Source organism: Reichenbachiella ulvae, assembly GCF_025833875.1.
GTDB classification, from domain to species: Bacteria; Bacteroidota; Bacteroidia; order Cytophagales; family Cyclobacteriaceae; genus Reichenbachiella; species Reichenbachiella ulvae.
Genome location: NZ_JAOYOD010000001.1, coordinates 1,555,430 through 1,574,438, shown reverse-complemented (window position 1 = coordinate 1,574,438; position 19,009 = coordinate 1,555,430). Strand labels below are relative to the sequence as shown.

General features: G+C 42.0%; 17 protein-coding genes. 13 read left to right on the top strand and 4 right to left on the bottom strand.

Annotated elements, in window-relative coordinates:
* Window positions 1–10: 10 nt before the first annotated feature.
* The 10 genes from N7U62_RS06385 to N7U62_RS06340 all read left to right on the top strand — a co-directional run bounded on the left by N7U62_RS06385 (window position 11) and on the right by N7U62_RS06340 (window position 10,145).
* Entirely contained in the window at window positions 11–319 is a 309-nt protein-coding gene (locus N7U62_RS06385) for a DUF5335 family protein (RefSeq protein ID WP_264137069.1), read from the top strand.
* A 292-nt stretch (window positions 320–611) separates the two neighbouring features.
* On the top strand, window positions 612–1,871 hold the full coding sequence (locus tag N7U62_RS06380; RefSeq protein ID WP_264137068.1) for a DcaP family trimeric outer membrane transporter: 1,260 nt from the start codon (window positions 612–614) through the stop codon (window positions 1,869–1,871).
* A gap of 8 nt (window positions 1,872–1,879) precedes the next feature.
* On the top strand, window positions 1,880–2,662 hold the full coding sequence (locus tag N7U62_RS06375) for a hypothetical protein (RefSeq protein WP_264137067.1): 783 nt from the start codon (window positions 1,880–1,882) through the stop codon (window positions 2,660–2,662).
* 24 nt (window positions 2,663–2,686) lie between these two features.
* Window positions 2,687–3,535 carry a hypothetical protein gene (locus N7U62_RS06370; protein ID WP_264137066.1) on the top strand — a complete coding sequence of 283 codons (849 nt, stop codon included), beginning with the start codon at window positions 2,687–2,689 and terminating at the stop codon, window positions 3,533–3,535.
* Window positions 3,536–3,563: 28 nt separating this feature from the next.
* Window positions 3,564–4,439: a hypothetical protein gene (locus N7U62_RS06365; protein WP_264137065.1), complete on the top strand. Its 876-nt coding sequence runs from the start codon at window positions 3,564–3,566 to the stop codon at window positions 4,437–4,439.
* A 30-nt stretch (window positions 4,440–4,469) separates the two neighbouring features.
* Window positions 4,470–5,702, top strand: a complete 1,233-nt coding sequence (locus N7U62_RS06360; protein ID WP_264137064.1) for a DcaP family trimeric outer membrane transporter — start codon at window positions 4,470–4,472, stop codon at window positions 5,700–5,702.
* A gap of 9 nt (window positions 5,703–5,711) precedes the next feature.
* On the top strand, window positions 5,712–6,488 hold the full coding sequence (locus N7U62_RS06355) for a hypothetical protein (protein ID WP_264137063.1): 777 nt from the start codon (window positions 5,712–5,714) through the stop codon (window positions 6,486–6,488).
* A gap of 11 nt (window positions 6,489–6,499) precedes the next feature.
* Entirely contained in the window at window positions 6,500–7,579 is a 1,080-nt protein-coding gene (locus N7U62_RS06350) for a PCMD domain-containing protein (RefSeq protein ID WP_264137062.1), read from the top strand.
* An 11-nt stretch (window positions 7,580–7,590) separates the two neighbouring features.
* Window positions 7,591–9,033, top strand: coding sequence for a cardiolipin synthase (gene cls, locus N7U62_RS06345; RefSeq protein ID WP_264137061.1), 1,443 nt, complete (start codon window positions 7,591–7,593; stop codon window positions 9,031–9,033).
* Window positions 9,034–9,413: 380 nt separating this feature from the next.
* Window positions 9,414–10,145, top strand: a complete 732-nt coding sequence (locus N7U62_RS06340; RefSeq protein ID WP_264137060.1) for an acetolactate decarboxylase — start codon at window positions 9,414–9,416, stop codon at window positions 10,143–10,145.
* A gap of 1,105 nt (window positions 10,146–11,250) precedes the next feature.
* On the opposite strand, the gene N7U62_RS06335 is transcribed toward N7U62_RS06340, so the two are convergent.
* Both N7U62_RS06335 and N7U62_RS06330 read right to left on the bottom strand, forming a co-directional pair.
* Window positions 11,251–13,260, bottom strand: coding sequence for a dipeptidyl-peptidase 3 family protein (locus N7U62_RS06335; RefSeq protein WP_264137059.1), 2,010 nt, complete (start codon window positions 13,258–13,260; stop codon window positions 11,251–11,253).
* A gap of 116 nt (window positions 13,261–13,376) precedes the next feature.
* Window positions 13,377–14,000, bottom strand: a complete 624-nt coding sequence (locus N7U62_RS06330; protein ID WP_264137058.1) for a deoxynucleoside kinase — start codon at window positions 13,998–14,000, stop codon at window positions 13,377–13,379.
* 127 nt (window positions 14,001–14,127) lie between these two features.
* Between N7U62_RS06330 and N7U62_RS06325 the strand changes: the two genes are divergently transcribed.
* The 3 genes from N7U62_RS06325 to N7U62_RS06315 are packed head-to-tail and all read left to right on the top strand — an operon-like array spanning window position 14,128 to window position 17,108.
* Window positions 14,128–14,769, top strand: coding sequence for an O-methyltransferase (locus tag N7U62_RS06325; protein WP_264137057.1), 642 nt, complete (start codon window positions 14,128–14,130; stop codon window positions 14,767–14,769).
* Entirely contained in the window at window positions 14,766–16,700 is a 1,935-nt protein-coding gene (locus N7U62_RS06320; RefSeq protein WP_264137056.1) for a LysM peptidoglycan-binding domain-containing protein, read from the top strand. Before N7U62_RS06325 ends, N7U62_RS06320 begins: the two co-directional genes overlap by 4 nt.
* A gap of 9 nt (window positions 16,701–16,709) precedes the next feature.
* Complete coding sequence (locus N7U62_RS06315; protein ID WP_264137055.1) at window positions 16,710–17,108, top strand: response regulator; 399 nt, start codon at window positions 16,710–16,712, stop codon at window positions 17,106–17,108.
* Between the two features lie 185 nt (window positions 17,109–17,293).
* Here N7U62_RS06315 and N7U62_RS06310 read toward each other — a convergent pair whose 3' ends face one another.
* Complete coding sequence (locus N7U62_RS06310) at window positions 17,294–17,569, bottom strand: DUF8493 domain-containing protein (RefSeq protein ID WP_507173535.1); 276 nt, start codon at window positions 17,567–17,569, stop codon at window positions 17,294–17,296.
* 287 nt (window positions 17,570–17,856) lie between these two features.
* Window positions 17,857–18,975, bottom strand: coding sequence for a DNA polymerase III subunit gamma/tau (gene dnaX / locus N7U62_RS06305; protein WP_264137053.1), 1,119 nt, complete (start codon window positions 18,973–18,975; stop codon window positions 17,857–17,859).
* Window positions 18,976–19,009 lie beyond the last annotated feature (34 nt).

The following is a 19,009-nucleotide window of genomic DNA, read 5'->3' as shown; positions in this document are numbered from 1 at the left end:
TCCATTAGTTATGAGTATTAGAAAACAATTAGACAATGCCAGTTGGCAAGATCGGCTTCAGTCAATTACATCAGGTAATTCTGGTCGAACAGCAGCCATAGCCGCAGAAGGCACCACTTTAGTGGAACAAAAAAACTTTATTTCTATTGGTTATGACCCGATTGGCAAGGGTAATGATATTTTTATCTCTCTAGCTGACTATGATCATAAAGTTTTCGCCCCGGTCGAATTATTTATTGAGGAAGATGAAAAAGGAAGACTTTTGACTGTAGAGATTATTGATCAAAATAGTCAATCGAATTACCTGAGATTTATGTAGGTATACTGGAGCCAGTTGATTCAATAAATTCAGAAAGAGGAAACAATCTTCTGGATAGAACGGTCATATGCGGGCTAATTGTGAGAATAGGATTGATACTTATTTTGTGTCAAATGCAATATGATCCTGTTCTGTTATTTCCTTTAATAAGACCATGGTGACTTACAATTAGATCAAAATTGAGAAGTAGGTAATGTTTTAGTTTGCTCTAGTTGACAAAGGAATACTGATGGGGGAATTTGTACTGAGAATTGAATGGCAATATTAAAAGTTCTATAGTTTATATGTGTATATGAAAAAAGCAGCATTTATTTCAATATGTATGATAGGGGTTATGTTCTCCACCTACCATGCTGTTGCACAGGCAATCATGAGAAGTGATTCTACTTCAAATCAACTGGCAACTCCCGAAAAAGACCTTAAGGAAGATGCCTTGTTTACGGCTAGTGAACAACTTGAGAACCCTAATTTTGAAGGGTCATGGCCAATGTTTGGTACAGATTTACGCATGAAAGTCGGAGGCTATTTGAAGGTTGATTTTGTCTATGATTTTGATGGGACTTTGGATAAGAATCAGTTTTTGATGTCTACTATTCCAGTAGAAGGTCAATCCACATATGGTAATGAGGGATATGTTTCATTTTTTGCTAAAGAGACCAGAGTAAATATTGATGTCAGAAGAGAGGCTTCTGAGAAAATTCCCTTGCAGGCTTTTGTTGAAGGGGACTTTTTCAGTTCAGGTAACCAGTTTCGTTTGAGACATGCTTATATAACAGCAGGTGATTTTATCATTGGTCAAACTTGGACGACTCTTTCATTTCTTGAGTCTATGGCTACTATGATGGATTTTGCAGCAGGGGATGCACTTTTTGGTGGTAGAAGTGTTCAGGTACGATACCAAAAACCATTGAGCAATTCGTTGAAGTTTTATCTGGGAGTAGAATACTTATCCTCACTAGGGATTGAAAACCCAAATAACATTTCAGGCCAAGCCAATATTCAACTCCCATTGCTAGCTTTTAGATTAGATAAACGTTGGGGCAATGGTGTTTTGTTTTTGGGAGCAAGTATTGCTCAGTTGCGATGGGATGGTGGTTCGGTAGGTGAGAGCGACCAAATTCCTCAGCTTTCCTTCGTAGTTGCTGGAAGACAATATATCGGTAAAAACAATTATCTCACTTTGAATGTTAGTCTTGGAGATGCTTATGGTGAAAACATTATAGCTTTTGCAGGAAGTGATGCAAATGCAGTTTTGAATCAGAATGGAAAACTGGAGTCGATTCAAGGGTTGTCAGCTATGGTAGGCTTTATGCATCGCTGGACATCAAAACTTGAATCTAATTTTAATTATGCCTATGGCTGGTTAGATGCACCCGTTGAAAGAGATGCTTTTGCGCTAAAAAGAGGAGGGATTGGTCACATAAATTTAATCAGGAAGTTTGATGGGAATTTTTCTTCAGGAATTGAATACATGTGGGGAGCTCAGAGAACAGCCAATGATGCTTTGGGTAGTGCGAGTAGAATTCAAGCCATGGCTAGATTTGATTTTTAACTAAGCGAATGAAAGATATATTCCGTATACCTAGATTTTTTATCCTATTTGTTTTGTTTGAAGCCATTGCTTTTGAAGCTGTCTCTCAACAATTCAACACTGATAACTACCTCTCCATGCCACATGGGACAGGTACTTTTGTCATTACAGCAGGACAGCGAAACACTGCTATTATCAGTTCATTTAGCCTGATCCCGAAATTTGAGATTTTTGTTCAGGGCAACATGTTTCGAGATTATAGAATTGAAGACTATCCGCAGAATTTTACTACTTCTCTCTATGCAAAGTATATGTACTGGGTGAATAAGCAGAACAATGGTGGTGGAGCCATCTTTCTGGGTGCGGGTCGATCTCCGGGGTATTTTAAGAATACTGTTTATACCGAATTACATAAAAACATCTGGGCAGCCTTTCCTGTTACTTTTCCATTCTTTAATAATGTCCTCAGCTGGGATTTGATGCCGGGGGTTTTAGTTGATTTCAATGCTGAGGATACTAACGATGTAGCCTGGGGATTTACCTGGTCCTCTAGAATGGCCATATATAAAATAATACCACAAACAGCTATTGTCCTGGAGGCCTATGGAACAGAGGGTGAAGCTTATTCGAAACCAGAATATAAGATAGGGCTTCGATGGGAGCCCAATGATTATATAGTGCCTGCAATCACCTACAGCTCACAGTTTTATGGAAGATATGGTGCAGGCTTTGAATTTGGGGTGATGATTTTTACCCCTCAATATTTGAAAAAGAGTTTCATTAAAAATAATCACATAGACTACTATGAGTAGAATTTTTTTAAACTCCATACTCCAATGATAAAAAAGAAACTGGATCAAAGCTTATTGGCGGGCTTGATAATATTACTAGGTCTACCAATTACGACCATTCAAGCTCAAAATGAAAATGACCTCATAGAAGATAGCATTATTCATGTCAATTCTTCTGCCGATGGAGTGATTTGGGACATGTCTTTTTCTTTCAAAACCATGAATGTCTTTAGAGGATTAGTGCCTTCAAGGGCACCAGTTTTTGCAACCCAGGCTGGAGTTAAGGTGAAAGATTTTATTCTAGGTTTTTATGGAGGAGCCTCTACTAATGGATACTATACAGAGACAGATTTGATTTTAATGTACTATAGACCTAAGTTCAATATCAGGGCCGATTGGTATTATAATTTTACTGAGGGGATTACCAATATTCCTAGCCCTTCTGGTTTTTTTGATTTGAACCCTGAGGTAACTAGAGGGTTATTGGATGTAATCATTAAAGTCAATTTACCTAAAAAATTAGAATGGGAATCTTCAACATTATTATACGGTAGAGATAGGCCTTCTCTACCTGAGGATGATCAGAATGGCATAGAGCTTAGACGTGGAAAACAGCGATATTCTCAATATTTCAAAATTAGCTACGTAGCAAAAATTAATGAAACAAAGTTATTGCCCTATATAGGCTATTCATATAGCTGGTCAGATTTTTCGGGCCCTTCTTTTTATGGAGATAGACCGGGCTTCAATGATATTGGAGTTTCTATATCAAGAAAGATATTCGATACAAAAACCATAAGTATTCCCTTTAAAGCAACTTTGAGCTATAACAATCTTTCGAATAATATTTATTTGGTTGGGACGCTTTCATTGATAGAATTATCGAAGATTTAAATAAATTGTTTACACAAAACCTGTTATTATGAGAAAACCTATTCTTATTATATGTGCCTTGATGATGTCGATTCATCTTTATGCACAAGAAGAAAGTTCAGCAGAACTTGCCAAGGAGTTGGCCAATCCTAATGCAACGTTAGGTCAAATGCTTTTTCCTATTGACTATGTCCGATATAATGGTGACATTAATGATGCTCAGCAAAACGGAATGGTCATTAGTTTTCAACCCTCATTACCCATATCAATTTCTGAGGGTATTAATCTTTACGTAAGACCATTGATTCCTATTTATATATCACAACCAGTGATAGGTGCTAATGGTTTTGAGAAAAAGGCGGCACTTGGGAATATAAGTGCAGATATTGCAGTTGGAAAGACTTGGCCTTCAAAATTGGTTACCTTGGCAGGAGTATTTGGTGGATTCCCTACTGCTACCAATGATGCCCTTAGGTCAAGTCAAGTCACTCTAGGGCCGGAGTTTTTGGTTGCCAAATTGACAAATTTTGGAGTGCTGGGTCTCATGGTTAGCCAAGCTTGGGGAGTAGGTAAAGCAAGTGATGCCGATGCTGCTTCTAGCACTGTTTTACCAGATGATTTTTGGGTTGCTGCTGATGGTTCCAAAAACATAAGTGTTACTGCTGGTCAATATTTTTATACCATCAATTTGCATGAAGGGTGGCAAATAACCGCTTCTCCTACCTATTCATACAATCATAATGGAACCAAGGGTAATAGGTTTACATTTCCCATTGGGACAGGGGTTCAAAAGGTATTGATAGCCGGAAAGATGCCTTTAAGACTAGGTCTACAGTATTGGTATTATTTGGCCACACCTGATGCTTTTGGACCACAACATCAATTGAGATTTACCATTGCGCCAGTGGTACCATTACCTTGGTAATAAAATATTGACTCTAATTCTTTATATAAAATGATAAAAGCACGAATCAAATTAATATTTATAATTTGTCTATTCACTGGGACATTTATTTCACCACAGCTTCTTCTGGCACAAAATCAATATTCTGTATTGCGAGGAAGTGCCGAGGACAGTTTGACAACAAAGGATTTTCCAGGTGCATGGAACTTGCCAGGAACCAATCTTTATATGAAGTTTGGGGGCTATTTTAGACTAGACGCAATCTATGATTTTAGTGGTGCAGGTAGCCGAAATCAATTACTAATAAATCAGGTGCCTGTGGAGGGCACTGCGGAGGCAGCCAATGCAAGCCCTTTTTTTAATATGCATGTGAGGGAAACGAGGTTTAATTTTGATCTAAGAAGGACGACTGATATGGGACGTCCATTAAAATTTTTCTTGGAATTTGATTTTTTTGATGAGTCTTTGTCTGCTGGTCAGCCTCGTTTACGACATGCGTTTGTCAAATACGGTAATTTGCTAATTGGTCAGACATGGACCAACCTCTCCGATCTAAGAGTTTTTCCATTTATCATGGATTTTAGCTCGGGAGACGCCTTATTTGGAGGTAGATCTATTCAGATCAGATGGGAACAGAACTTTGCTAAAAATATGCAATACGCCGTGTCTATTGAAAACCCTACTGTAAATGGGATCGCAAATCCTTTTAATCTAAATGGTAATTCTATGCCAACAATGCCTTTGTTATCTGCTAGATTAACGAATGATCGTCCAAGAGGCATGCTTATGTTTGGTGGACAGGTGCAGCAGCTAAGGTGGAACCAAGGGAGTAGTGGTTCTCCTTTTACTGGTGTAGGCTGGGGCGTGATTTTTAATGGTAGGCAGTCAATCACTGATAAACTATTTGCAACCTGGCATACCTCGTACAATTCAGGCATGACGAATCAAATTCTGATTTTTGGAGGTACAGATCAGGGAGCTGTATTGTTGTCAAATGGTGATATCCAAAATGAAGATGCTATAACATTGGCACTAGGCGCTGGGTATCAATTAACCAAAAAATTGTCAACTAATCTAGCTTATGCACATATGAACAGAGGAGAGTTAACCTATAGACCAGATGATACTATAGACAATGGAGGTATGGGGCACTTTAACTTCATGTATCAATTGGATACCTTTGCCATGACAGGGATTGAGTTTGCATGGAGTCATGTTGAAAATAAGGATAGAGCAAAGGGAGAGGCATATAGAATTCAAGCCATGATTAGGTACTCCTTTTAAAATTAGCGTATGAATAAAGCCATTCTTTTAAGTTTATTTTTGTTTTTAAGTCTCATCTCTAATGCCCAAAATAAGATGGAACTGGATAGCCTAGAAGATGGTTTTACACCCTATGAATTACTTTCTAGCTATTACGACGAATCATTCAAACCTTTCAAAAAAGGGAAAATCTATTTAGGATTTGCTTTTTCGCTTGAAAATAAAAAGTTAGAAAATACGAATTATTTAGTGCAGCAGGTGATAGATGGAGATCGTTCTGAGTTTGATTTATCCCTGAAAGGGGGCTACTATACGGGAGATTACGGTATGGTAGGACTCAATGTTTCCTATCACCATATGCAGTTCGAGGGAACAATATTTAGATCCCCTGATACTTTGCAATCTCAGTCCATTTCCAGAGGATTCGAAATCACTCCCAATTTTCGTTCCTCTGTACCTCTCACACCTAATGAACGCCTGAGTTTTTATACCTTGATAGGAGTGACTTTTGGTATGGACAATACTCTCTCGGAGGATTTGAAAAATGTAGATGAAATCAGTAGAGTCTACGAGACGGATTATAATTTGAGATTGGGTATCAGCCCGGGGATTACCTTCTTTGCTATGGAAAACTTTGCCTTTGAGGTGCAGTTAAATTTGCTGGGTTATGAACTGCAAGTCCATCAAACAAGGGTGGATAAAATGGATGAATCAAAAGAGATAAGGCAGAATGTGGACTTCAATATTAATATCTTATCCTTACAGCTGGGACTGGCCTACTACTTCGGAAAGGGAACCAAAAAGTAGCCTTTAGAATAATGAGAAAAAAACTTGCAATATCGATACAGATCATCCTTATGCTGTCTTCTTGTGTGACAGAAGATTACTTCGGTAAATCCCCATATGGCAACATCAAAAGTATTTCTGTCAGCAACCAAGCAAGTAATTCCATAATCTCGACGGAAGATTTGACAGTCTCCGTAGAGATACCTGCAGGAGTAGACTTGACCCATATAGCTATTCAATCCCTTGAAATCTCTACCTATGCTACGGCAGATAAGGCCGTTGGTGATATATTAGATCTGAATACACCTGGAGAAATCACTATCATAGCCGAAAATGGTGAAGAATTTGTCTGGCAGGTAAATGCATATGTAGCATCAGCAACCCCACAATTAAACAATTGGGATTTGAATCTATGGTACAAAACGCCATCTGATTATTATGAACCTGGTGAGTCTGCCAGTACTACGATCTGGGGAACCGGGAATCCCGGTACTCAAATTCTGAATAAGTTAGCCACCATACCTCATGATCTGGGAGATGGGAATTTGGCAGCCCACTTAGAAACACTTGACAATGGAAAACTAGCTGGTACATTTGGTGCCCCCATATCGGCAGGGTCCTTATATACCGGGGTGTTTAATCCTGACAAATTAGACCCTTCCGATCCTCAAGCAGCCATAGAGTTTGGAACGCCATTCACGGGACGACCTGGGCAAATAAGGTTTAAGTACAGCTATATAGCCGGGGAAGAAAATAAAGATAAAAACGGCAATGCATTGGAGTACCCTGATGCCTGTGACATTTACGCAATATTAGAGCTACGCCTGGGTGGAAGTACCGAGCGATTGGCTACAGCTTGGTTTAGAAGTACAGAGGATCAGGCTGAGCTCTCTAGCCAGACAGTAGACTTTGTATATGGAGCACTAGGAGACGAATATCCAGATTACATGAAACCTACCGATCATGGATATGTCAGTGCTGATTCGGCCACCTTTGTCCTGCCTACACATATTACTTTTGTGGCTTCCTCCAGTTTTGATGGAGCTAACTTTGCCGGGGCTATTGGAAGTACTTTGATTATCGATGATGTGGAAATGGTGTATGAGGAGTAATTTGAGGGAGTATGTGGATTATCACTGTTATTTATTCCTTGATCCTTATCTATTCCTGTATTAGAATACTGTTAGACACACATTCTACGCCTAAAACACTGGCCTATTTATTACTTGTTATTGCATTACCGGCAGTCGGTATCCTATTGTATTTTTCATTTGGTATTAACTATCGACATCTGAGTTCGACATTTAAGGGAATGCAGGATCAAAAAGAGCTAGACCGGATTTTTCCAGCGCTGGTTCAGGATAACACCTCTTTTATTCTTAAATCCAAAACCCCTCACCTGAACCAGTATGATGAGCTGGTAGTCTTCCTCAAGCGAATGGGAGGAGAATTCCTTAGTGAAAATCATTTTCAGCTACTTATTAATGGAGAACAAAAATTTTCTGAAGTTCTGGATACCCTGGAAATTGCTGAACATTTTGTTCATATGGAATACTATGATTGGGAAAATGATACCCGGGGAAACCAAATCAAGGAGGTGTTACTCAGGAAAGTAAAAAAGGGCGTGGCAGTAAGGGTCCTTTATGACGACTATGCAAGTCGTGCTATCAAGAATAATATTGTTAAGGAATTAAAAAATGCCGGAGTTCAAATTCAACCTAAAATCAGGGTAAAACTAAGAAAACTAGCTAATCGGATCAATCACAGAGATCATCGCAAGGTGATCATCGTAGATGGAAAATACGGATTTCTGGGAGGGATTAATATCTCCGACCGTTATGATAATTCCATCGATACGGGATTGTTTTGGAGAGATACCCATGTAAAGATTACTGGTCCCCTGGTACATAGCCTGCAACGACATTTTGTTGTGAGTTGGAATTCAAGTGGAAAAAATGAAATTGCTCCTACAAAAGAACTCTTTCCAACGTCTGTTGAAATGCCCGATATGGGTATAAAAGCGCTTGGTCAGGTAATAGCAGGTGGGCCCATCTACCCCATGTCCAATATCATGCTTACCTACTTTAGGATTTTCTCCCTGGCACGAACAAAATTATACATTACCAATCCTTATTTCATTCCTAATGCAAGTATTCTTGATGCCTTAAAGGAATCAGCCATTAGTGGAGTAGATGTCAGGCTCATGTTGCCCCATAACTCAGACTCTGCTCTGGTAGGAGCAGCATCAAGGTTTTACTTTGAGGAATTGCTTCAGGCGGGCGTGCGTATTTTTCTTTATAAAAAGGGATTTATTCATGCCAAAACAGTGGTGGCAGATGGAATGATAAGCGTAATCGGAACAGCCAATATGGACATAAGAAGTTTTGATCTAAACTTTGAAATTATGTCCATCATATACGGTAAAGAATTCGCACAACAATTGGAAAATGTTTTCTTCGATGACTTGAAGGAATGTGAGGAGATCGATAAAGAAAAATGGTTTGATAATGGGATTTTTTCACGGTTGAAATATGCAGTTGCCCGTTTAATATCTTCTTTTTTATAGTAGTAATGGTTTTAAAATCCCCGCTCTTTTAAGTCTTAGCGCAGCGTGACTTGAAAGTGTCGATGAGCGCAAGTCTCCAGACTAGAATGAAAATGGAAACTAATCTCGAGGAAGAATGCAGCATTCATTGGCCTTGGTTGGTTCCAGATCAGACTTCTCGTCGCAGAGCAAGATTGTCATCTTCCTCTGCTCTGTCGAAGTGACGAGGTGTTAAACTACCAATGACGTATTGATCAATCCAATCGGGCGCGATTGCAACGCGTTCGTCTATTTAGACAAGTAGAAATTGAGGCCTGAGTATAAACTGCACATAAGGTTAGATGAAGTGCATTGTTTATATTAGTTTGATTGCGGTAATTTGAGCAAAACGAAAAAGCTACATGAACATTAAACCAATAGGATTAGGCCTTTTGACAGTTGGGCTAATAGGTTGCAATTGGACGCCGAAAGAAAAAAACACGGACGAAGCAGAAACCTATCCTGACATTAAAATTGTAGGAGCAATGAAAAACGTGATGCGGAAAGGTGAATTAGGAAGCAGTATTGACCTTGACACTATTTCAGACAAAAATGGACTTTATGGCCTTGGACCTATAAGCTACTTGACAGGCGAATTGTTGATCAATAACGGAAAGAGCTACGTGTCAAAAGTGAATTCGGATTCAACAATGTCCGTTGAAAAAAACGTTAAATCATCAGCACCATTCTTTGTTTATGGAAACGTAACTGAATGGAATGAAATGGATTTGCCTTCTTACATTAAGACAATTCAGGATGTAGAAAAATTCATTGACGACAAAACGAGTGAACTCAAAAGACCTTTTGCCTTTAAATTAATCGGACAAGTTTCAAGTGCGATTATTCATATTCAGAATTTGCCTGAAGGAACAAAAGTATCTTCGCCTGATGAAGCACATCAAGGAAAGATCAATTACAATATCGCAAATGAAAACGCTGAAATAATTGGATTTTTCTCGACTGAACATAAAGGAGTTTTTACGCATCACGACTCATTTTTACATATGCACTTGATAACAAAAGACGAAAGTAGCATGGGACATTTAGACGAATTAGAAATCGGAGAAATGAAATTATATCTACCGAAAAAATAAAAGAGCTTCCTCTCGGTTGCACTTTCATATGCGGCTGAAACCTTAGATGACATTCCTGTCCGTCCCGCGGAAGGGGGTAATGCTTATATCTAAAAGCACGGAATGCCATTTCCTATCCCCAGATGTATCCGGTTGGGACTTCTCGTCGCAGAGTAAGATTGTCATCTTCCTTTGCTCTGTCGAAGTGACGAGGTGTTACTCCCGCACTTCGGGATTTGTAATTCCGAAGCATTATCGTAGGGTTTGCAACCCGACTTTTTGGACAGTTGGAAAATTCTACGGTAGTTTGTTCCTGATTGAAAATCTGAACAGCGGAGGATTTAAGAGAATTAAGTCAATGAAATCGATCTATAAATTTTACTTTAGAATTTTCTCAATAATTCATGCAAATGTGAAGCAGCATTATAAGCAGAAGAATACATCACATGCAATAAACCATGCGTTGGGAGCTTGTTTTTTATATACCTTCGGATTTTTGTCGGTATTAACTCTTCTTTTCCTGAAGTTCATCTACTCTACAATTGATTCATCTACTCTCAATGCATTATTGGTCTTACTCTTTTTGTTTATTGCGATATTTATAGTCGTTTTTAAGAACAATTTTGAAGGGGAGATGGTTGATCTAGAGGATCATCCTTTAACGCCAAAGTTAGGGGTGTTTGTATCTGATGTCTTGGGCTTGATTCTATTGATAGGCTTATACCATACTAATCTTCATCTTTACAAAATGTTAATCAACTTGAGCTAAGTATGAGCATTTAATTGAAGTCGATACTTAGCAACCCATGCAGGTGAGTACTGCTTTAGTCCTGCCTTTTCCTATCGTCAGATGTATCCGATTGGGACTTCTCGTCGCAGAGTAAGATTGTCATCTTCCTTTGCTCTGTCGAAGTGACGAGGTGTTAAACTACCAATGACGTATTGATCAATCAGTCGCTAGCGAAGTATTAATCTCGTCCTCGTTTAGCGATAGCAAGACTAGGATGTGCCTGGTAGAGCGTTTGCAGCGCGATGATCCATAAAGACAAAATCCCCGCCTGATCATTCAGCCGGGGATTTTTATTTCTTTTCTAACCTAAGCTAGCGATGTTCTAATAGCCCTTCTCTACAAGAAAGAATAGCGCTCGGCATAGTCCAGCATCTGCTCGCTAAAGTCGTCGGGATACTCCACCTTGATGTCGGTGATGTTGCCATCGGCATCTTCTACAGGCGACAGCACCGGGTTGATGAAGCCACCATAAGGCGCGATGTTCAGTTTTTCGGTTCTGGCCAGTACTTCGGCGTGTATCACAGGGTCTACCTTCACGCCATAGTTCTCGACCAGATTCTTAGCTGCTTCATAGTCGCCCTCAGATTTGATGCGCTGCGTCTCTCTCAGCAGTCTCCCAAATATCTCTCTTAGTTTCGGGTAGTCGTTGATCACGAAATAGGTCTTGCCGTCTTTGACTACCTTCTCGATCACATTGTATTCCAGCCCTTGTTCATAGGCCCAGTTAGACACCCAGGCACGGTTTCGCATGTGGGCTTCTTCTATGTCTTCGCCCGGTTGTAATCTGCGCAGCTGCATCAGCATGCCGTTGCGGATATAGGCATCATATTCCTGTTTGCCTACGTCCAGGCTTGGGATCAGTCCTAGTTCGATCAGTTTAGGATCCATCAGGAAGAATAGCCCCACTAGATCGGCTCTGCCTTCTTCCAGGGTAGAGGCGTAGTTTTTCAGGGTCTCCTTAGGTGTACCCACACCCGGATTCAGCTGTCCGGAGGCATGCCCGACCACCTCGTGTAGGGCGGTATGCATTTTGTCTCCCAATACGCCGTGCTCTTTAGCTCTTTTGATCTCCGCTTCGGAGTAGGCAAACTCTTCCGTCAATCCGCTGCTGCCGCCTTGCTTGTATGCATCGATGATGTTGCCCAGGCTCACAGATTTAGACCCATGCTTACTTCTGATCCAGTTGGAGTTGGGCAGGTTGACCCCAATCGGAGTGGATGGCGAAGCATCTCCCGATTCGCTGGCGACATTCACTACCTTGTAGCTCACACCTACTACATTTTTCTTTTTGTGCTCCTCCATGATAGGGGAGTTGTCCTCAAACCATTGCGCATTTTCCGAAAGCACCTTCATGCGCTCAGACGCTTCGAAATCCTTGATCTCCACGATCGACTCGAAGGAGCCACGGTAGCCCAGTGGGTCGTTGTACACCTCGATAAAGCTATTGATATAGTCGATATCGCCCTCGGTCGCTCCAGCCCATACGATGTTGTATTCGTCCCAGACCTTAAGGTCACCCGTCTTGTAGTATTCGATTAGCAGTTCTAGCCCTTTCTTTTGAGCTGGGTTTTCTGCTACTGTAGTGGCTTTCTCCAGCCAGAAGATGATCTCCTGGATTGCAGCACCATACATGCCGTCTGCTTTCCATACTTTTTCTTCCAGCTCGCCGGATTCATTTTTTACCAGCTTGGAGTTCAGACCGTATGAAATGGGCTCTTCTCCCTTGTCCTTCATCATTTCAGTGTAGAATGCCTCAGCTTCGTCCTTGGTGATGTCAGGATCATAAAAGTTGGTGGCAGAGCCAGCCAACAGGCCTTTTTCAGGGTCTAGATTTACCTTTTTGTTGTCCACCGCCGGATCAAATATGGCGTCCAGTATCTCTTCACTCAATTCCTGATCGGTAGCCTTGAGCAGACTATCGAAGTATTCCTTAGAAAACTCTGGAAGGATCTTGGCCATCGAATAGTGATGGTGGATGCCATTGGAGAACCAAACTCTTTTGACATAAGTGATAAAGCTGTCCCACTCAGGCTCGCTTCGATCCCCTTCGTAGTTTTTGACGATGGTGTCGAGTGTTTTTCTGATGCGGATATTGTGGCGATAGTTCTGATCGTAGATGATGTCACGACCACTCAGACCCGCCTGCGATAGGTAGTAGACCAGTTTTTTCTGATCCAGACTCAGTTGATCAAAACCGGGAACCTTGTAGCGGTAGATCTTAAGATCGGCAAACTGCTCGGTCCAGTATTTGAAGTCGTCTGTGGTTTCGGGTTCTTTGACGGACTCCTCCTGTTTACATCCCCAAAGGAGAAAAAACAGGGCCATCACATAAATGGATTGTTTCATGGGTAGTTAATTGATGTTGTCAAAATGGGAATAGCCGATGGGCCATTCCGCTTGTGTTTTACACGCCTAAGTTAAGGGATAGACAACAGATTCCATAGGGCAAGACCCCACAGATATCAACTAAACAGACCAAATAATTCGCGATCGATATTCGACACGATAGTGGCAAAATCCTCAGGTTCATTCACAAAGTCCAGATGGTTAACATCGATCACCAGCAGCTTACCTTCTTTGTATTGGGAGATCCACTCTTCGTAGTGCGATTTGAGTTCTTGCAGGTAGTCGATGCGGATGCTTTTTTCATAGTCACGGCCTCTCTTCTCGATGTTTTTGACCAGCTGGTCGATGTCTGATTTGAGATAGATCAGCAGGTCGGGTGCCTTGACATAGTCGACCATCGAGTGAAAAAGCGCCAGGTAGTTTTCGTAATCCCGCTGAGAGAAATTACCCTGATCATAAAGGCTCTTGGCAAAGATGTAGGCATCCTCATAGATCGTGCGATCCTGTATGATTGTTTTTTGGGCAGCCTCGATTTCTCTGACCTGCTTGAAGCGACTGTTCAGGAAAAAGATCTGGAGATGAAATGACCACCTCGACATATCCTGGTAAAAGTCCGCCAGATAGGGGTTGTTGTCGACCTCTTCCAGTTCGATGTCCCAGTTGTAGTGTTTGGCGAGCATTTTGCAGAGTGTGGTTTTGCCGGCTCCTATATTTCCGGCAATGGCTACATGTTTGATCATGGGCTGCTTTGTTTTGGGTGCAATGATAGAGGATTATCCTATTATTTCCTTACGTTGAATCCCGAACGCTAAGTTGTTAATTGCAGCGATTTGAACTAGAATTGTCACAATTTTAAGATTGATCGATTTGGATTTTTTAGACACTGAGATACAGAGATATTCTGATGCCCACTGCAGCCCCGAAGGTGAACTGCTGCATAGGATAGAAAGAGAGACCCATCTGGAAGTAATGAGGCCCAGGATGCTTTCTGGCCCGATGCAGGGACGTGTCTTGTCTATGTTCAGTGCCATGATCAAACCCCAATGCATTCTGGAGATTGGAACCTTCACGGGGTATTCTGCTTTGTGTCTGGCCGAAGGATTGGCCGAAGGGGGACGCCTCATCACCATGGATATCGACGAAGAGTTGGAAGATCGCGTCAGAGGCTATTTTTCAGAATCCAAATACGGCGATCAGATCGATTACAGAATAGGCAAGGGGCTGGATATCATTCCTCAGCTAGAGGAAAGCTTTGATCTGGTCTTCATCGATGCAGACAAGGTGAACTACAGGCAATACTACGAGCTACTGATCCCAAAGATGAACAAAGGCGGCATCATAATCGCCGACAATGTGCTCTGGAGTGGCAAAGTCGTAGAAGAGGTCAAAGACAATGACCTGGCTACCAAAGCGCTGCTGGATTTCAATGATTTTGTACAAAAGGATGATCGAGTGGAAAATGTATTGATGCCTTTGAGGGACGGTTTAATGATTGCAAGGGTACTATGAGATATTTGATTGCGTTATTTCTGCTGATGACCTCAGCTCAGCTTTGGGCGGATGACCCATACCGACCTAGAGTCCCTGCCACCATGGAGTTTGCAGGTATGAAGCTAAAAATCACCGATGGAGCCCGCAAGGAAATCCAGGACGATGTTGACATGCTGACCAAAAGCACCAAGTACTTCGAGCTGAAGGCGGATCGTGCGAGGCTTTATTTTCCGATCATCGAAAAAACACTCAAAGAGCAAAACGTACCCGACGATTTCAAATTTCTATCCGTTCAGGAGAGCGCGTTGATCTCTGATGCCGTATCATCTGCCAATGCGGTGGGCTTCTGGCAGTTCAAGGACTTTACGGGCCGGGAGGTAGGCCTGAGGATTGATCGCCACGTCGATGAACGACTCAATATCGTGTCCTCGACCATTGGCGCCTCCAAGTACTTCAAGCGACACAACTTCTACTTCGACAATTGGATATATACCTTGCTGGCGCACATGACAGGCAGAGGAGGAGCAGAAAAGTATGTGGATCACAAGCAATTCGGGGCGACTCGGATGACCATCGACCGCAAGACCCACTGGTATGTCAAGCGATGTCTGGCGCATAAGATTGCCTTTGAGGAGGCTGTCAAATCCAAGCACAGCGAGGGCATGAGTCTGATGATCTACGAGCGAGGAGGAGGAAAATCTCTGTCTAAGATAGCAGACGAGCTCAAGGTGAGCGAAACCGATCTGAAGCAATACAACAAATGGCTGAAGTCCAGCAAGATTCCCGAAGAAAAGACCTATTCGGTGATCGTGCCAGTTAAGGGACGCCAGAAGCCGATCAAGCGAATTGGGGGTGGAGCCTCTGAAACAGTCGCGCAAAAGGAGAAAGACAATCATGAAGTAACCAAGACCGAGGAGGAGAAGGTCATTCCCTCACTCAGCAAAGAACTGAATACAGATAAAACCATATTCATTCGAATCAACGGCCTGCCAACCATTCTGGCTAAGAAGGGGGATGATGTTCAGTCATTGGCTGCTAAAGCCCAATTGCACCCGCAGCGATTCGCCCGCTACAATGATCTGTCCCTGGACTCGCCTATCAAAGAAGGTGAAATTTACTATCTCAAAAATAAGCGCTGGCGAGCCAGGACTTACTACTATACCGCACAGCGAGGAGAGGATCTTTGGGATATCTCTCAAAAATTTGGGGTAAAGGAAAACCGCCTCGCTCGCCTCAACAGGATGTCGATCATTGATGATGTACAGCCCGGGCGTGTCATGTGGTTGAGAAAGCGCCGACCCAAGGACGTGGATGTCGAGATTCAGGAGGTGTCGATGGGTCCAGTAGACGAGACCATTCCTGTGAAGGAGCTGATCAAGGAAGTACGCAAAGAGGAGAAGGAATTAGAACGCGAAGAAAAAGAAGCAGAGAAAGCTCAAGAGGAAGAACGAGAAGAAGAAACAGTGCCAACTCCTGAGGAAACAAAGGTAGAGCCTGTCGTGGAAGTGGTCGAGGAAGAAGAGGAATTGCCGGAGTTTATGGATATGGAAGAGGAAAAGAAGGAAGTACCTCAACCTATTGTGCCGGTAGAAACCAGAGTGGAAGAAAGACCAGTTGACCAGGCTTCAAGTTATTTTACTCATACAGTGAAGAAAGGGGAGACGCTTTATGGAATCTCTAAGAAGTACGGAGTATCCGTGCAGGATATACTGGAGTGGAACGAGATGAATGCTACTGAATTGAAAATCGGGCAATCGTTGATCGTCCATGGAGAAGGTAGACCCTTTGAAATGAAAACTAAAACGGTGGACTTTCACGTGGTGGAACCAGGCGATACGATGTACAGCATATCGAAAAAATATAATATTGCGATAGATGAGTTGCTGAGAATCAACCAAAAGGATAACTTTGCACTCTCAGTAGGAGAGAGAATTCGTGTAAAGGAATAGCAGCATTTTATGGTTAAATACAAGTGTGAGCTGGCACTGTTGATAGACAACAACGCCACCGACAATTATGCTCACAAACTGGCGATTATTGAGTCGCAGTTAGCAAGAGAGGTGAAAGTCGTCACCAGTGGGAAGGATGCAATAGATTATCTCAGGCATGAGAATAACCCTGTGCCCCAAATCATATTGTTTGATGTGTTGATCCCAATCGTAGAAGGACAGGTCTTTCTGCATGAGTTTGCCTCCTTGTCACATCCCCATAAGAACGAAATGAAAATCGTCATTCTCACCTATCATGAACATGACACCCACGTCGAGAAGCTATTGGTCAATCAGGAGATCACTTGTGTGGAGTCAAAACCTCTGACAATGGATAGTTTTGACAGATTGGGTGCTATTATGTGTTGATTCTCTATTTAGAGTCAGGGGTGTAGGGGATTAAATCCATCGCCTGGATGACAATATTAGGTGGAGGAAATCGGTATCCTATTGTGAAACGATAGGAAAAACCATTGTTGTAGGTCGCAAAACTTGCAGATTGCTGGTGCTGTCTTTTCAGAGTTTTGATAATATTTAATGCCGCAAAAAAGCGATCAAAATTCAGAATCCAAGCCTAATTCATCTCTCAATTTGAGCAAATGAGGGTTCTTTTTAGCCATAACGGCGAAAATCTCTGTGCTGGTGTAGGGCCTTCTATCTTCTTGATTTTCGGAGAAGCTGTAGCCAATCTGAACCATAGAATTCTTCAATTCCTTTCTTAGAAAGTCCATGATTTCAACTTCCTTGCTTTGCACCATGGAAGTTTCGACTTTGTTGGAGATCGGGAATTCGATCGTGTCTCCCTTGAGCTCAAAGGGTTTCTTGAGAATGTTTTTGATCGAAACGCCAAGCCCTTCTTTATTAATTAAGGCCTGAAGAGCGGCAGCTACCTTTTCCTTTGTGACTGGCTCTTGCTGTTCCTGAATTACTGGGGTGGTAGCTTCTTGCTTTTTCTCTTCCTCTTCAGCCTTCGGTTTACTGAAGATGTTCTTTAGGCTGGGAGTCTCTTTGGCAGATGTCTGTGGTTTGGCCTTGACAGTAGTAAATGAAGCGGGTTTAGCCGGAGCTACTGACCCAACTTTAGGGCTAGTCTCTTTAGAGGAAGCTTGGCCTGAGCCTAAGTCGTCGCTAATTTTTTTTTTACCGGCGCATCCTGGCTGGCCGATAGTGTAAAGGCTTGTTTCAAGTAGCCTAGCTTCATCAGTGCAAGCTCTACATGGAGTCGCTGATTCTTACTGCTCTTGTATTGTAGATCCGTCTGATTCAGGATGTTTAGTCCCGACATCAAAAATGACAGGTTCACTTCCTTTGCCTGCTCAATGTATTTCTGCTCGATGTTCTTCGAAACATTCAGGAGTTTTACTGTTTCGGGATCTTTACAGACCATCAGGTTTCTGAAATGTTCAGATAGCCCCACTACGAAATTGTGCCCATCAAATCCATTGCGTAGGATTTCGTCATAGATCAGCAAAGAGGAAGACACCTCTTCATTGTAGAGGTGGTTGGTGATCTTAAAGAAATAGTCATAGTCCAGAATATGAAGGTTGTTGATGGTATCCTGGTAAGTGACTTTGTTTCCGGAAGAGAAGGTGCAGATAAGATCAAAAATAGAGAGAGCATCTCTCAATGCGCCGTCTGCCTTTTGAGATATCAGATGCAAAGCTTCTTCTTCAGCCTCAATTCCTTCGTTGCTGGCGATTTTTTTAAGTTGGTAGGTGATATCATCTATTTCGATTCTGTTAAAATCGAAGATTTGACACCTTGATAGGATGGTTGGGATGACTTTATGCTTCTCAGTTGTCGCCAAAATAAATATGGCGTAGGATGGAGGTTCTTCCAAAGTCTTCAAAAAAGCATTGAAGGCCTGGTTAGAAAGCATGTGAACCTCATCTATGATATAAACTTTGAAAGATCCTTGCTGAGGTGGGTATCGTACCTGATCGATCAGATTTCGGATGTCTTCTACCGAGTTGTTAGAAGCGGCATCCAGTTCATAGATGTTTAGCGAATTGACTGATTCGCCACTACCCTTGTCGTCGAATTTATTGACCATTTTGGCCAAAATTCTGGCGCAAGTGGTTTTACCTACTCCTCTAGGCCCACAAAAAAGCAACGCCTGAGCGAGGTGATTGTTGTCAATTGCATTTTTAAGAGTCGTCGTAATGTGGCCTTGTCCCACCACTTCGTCAAAGCCAAGAGGCCTGTACTTCCTTGCCGATACTACGAAATTCTCCATGGCTGCAATTTAAACATGTGCTTCCGATAAGCGC

What these genes read in the sequence shown, in the direction of transcription:
- N7U62_RS06385 (WP_264137069.1), top strand. Translation starts at nt 11, where the DNA reads ATGAGTATTAGAAAACAATTAGACAATGCCAGTTGGCAAGATCGGCTT.
- N7U62_RS06380 (WP_264137068.1), top strand. Translation starts at nt 612, where the DNA reads ATGAAAAAAGCAGCATTTATTTCAATATGTATGATAGGGGTTATGTTC.
- N7U62_RS06375 (WP_264137067.1), top strand. Translation starts at nt 1,880, where the DNA reads ATGAAAGATATATTCCGTATACCTAGATTTTTTATCCTATTTGTTTTG.
- N7U62_RS06370 (WP_264137066.1), top strand. Translation starts at nt 2,687, where the DNA reads ATGATAAAAAAGAAACTGGATCAAAGCTTATTGGCGGGCTTGATAATA.
- N7U62_RS06365 (WP_264137065.1), top strand. Translation starts at nt 3,564, where the DNA reads ATGAGAAAACCTATTCTTATTATATGTGCCTTGATGATGTCGATTCAT.
- N7U62_RS06360 (WP_264137064.1), top strand. Translation starts at nt 4,470, where the DNA reads ATGATAAAAGCACGAATCAAATTAATATTTATAATTTGTCTATTCACT.
- N7U62_RS06355 (WP_264137063.1), top strand. Translation starts at nt 5,712, where the DNA reads ATGAATAAAGCCATTCTTTTAAGTTTATTTTTGTTTTTAAGTCTCATC.
- N7U62_RS06350 (WP_264137062.1), top strand. Translation starts at nt 6,500, where the DNA reads ATGAGAAAAAAACTTGCAATATCGATACAGATCATCCTTATGCTGTCT.
- cls (WP_264137061.1), top strand. Translation starts at nt 7,591, where the DNA reads ATGTGGATTATCACTGTTATTTATTCCTTGATCCTTATCTATTCCTGT.
- N7U62_RS06340 (WP_264137060.1), top strand. Translation starts at nt 9,414, where the DNA reads ATGAACATTAAACCAATAGGATTAGGCCTTTTGACAGTTGGGCTAATA.
- N7U62_RS06335 (WP_264137059.1), bottom strand. Translation starts at nt 13,260, where the DNA reads ATGAAACAATCCATTTATGTGATGGCCCTGTTTTTTCTCCTTTGGGGA.
- N7U62_RS06330 (WP_264137058.1), bottom strand. Translation starts at nt 14,000, where the DNA reads ATGATCAAACATGTAGCCATTGCCGGAAATATAGGAGCCGGCAAAACC.
- N7U62_RS06320 (WP_264137056.1), top strand. Translation starts at nt 14,766, where the DNA reads ATGAGATATTTGATTGCGTTATTTCTGCTGATGACCTCAGCTCAGCTT.
- N7U62_RS06315 (WP_264137055.1), top strand. Translation starts at nt 16,710, where the DNA reads ATGGTTAAATACAAGTGTGAGCTGGCACTGTTGATAGACAACAACGCC.
- dnaX (WP_264137053.1), bottom strand. Translation starts at nt 18,975, where the DNA reads ATGGAGAATTTCGTAGTATCGGCAAGGAAGTACAGGCCTCTTGGCTTT.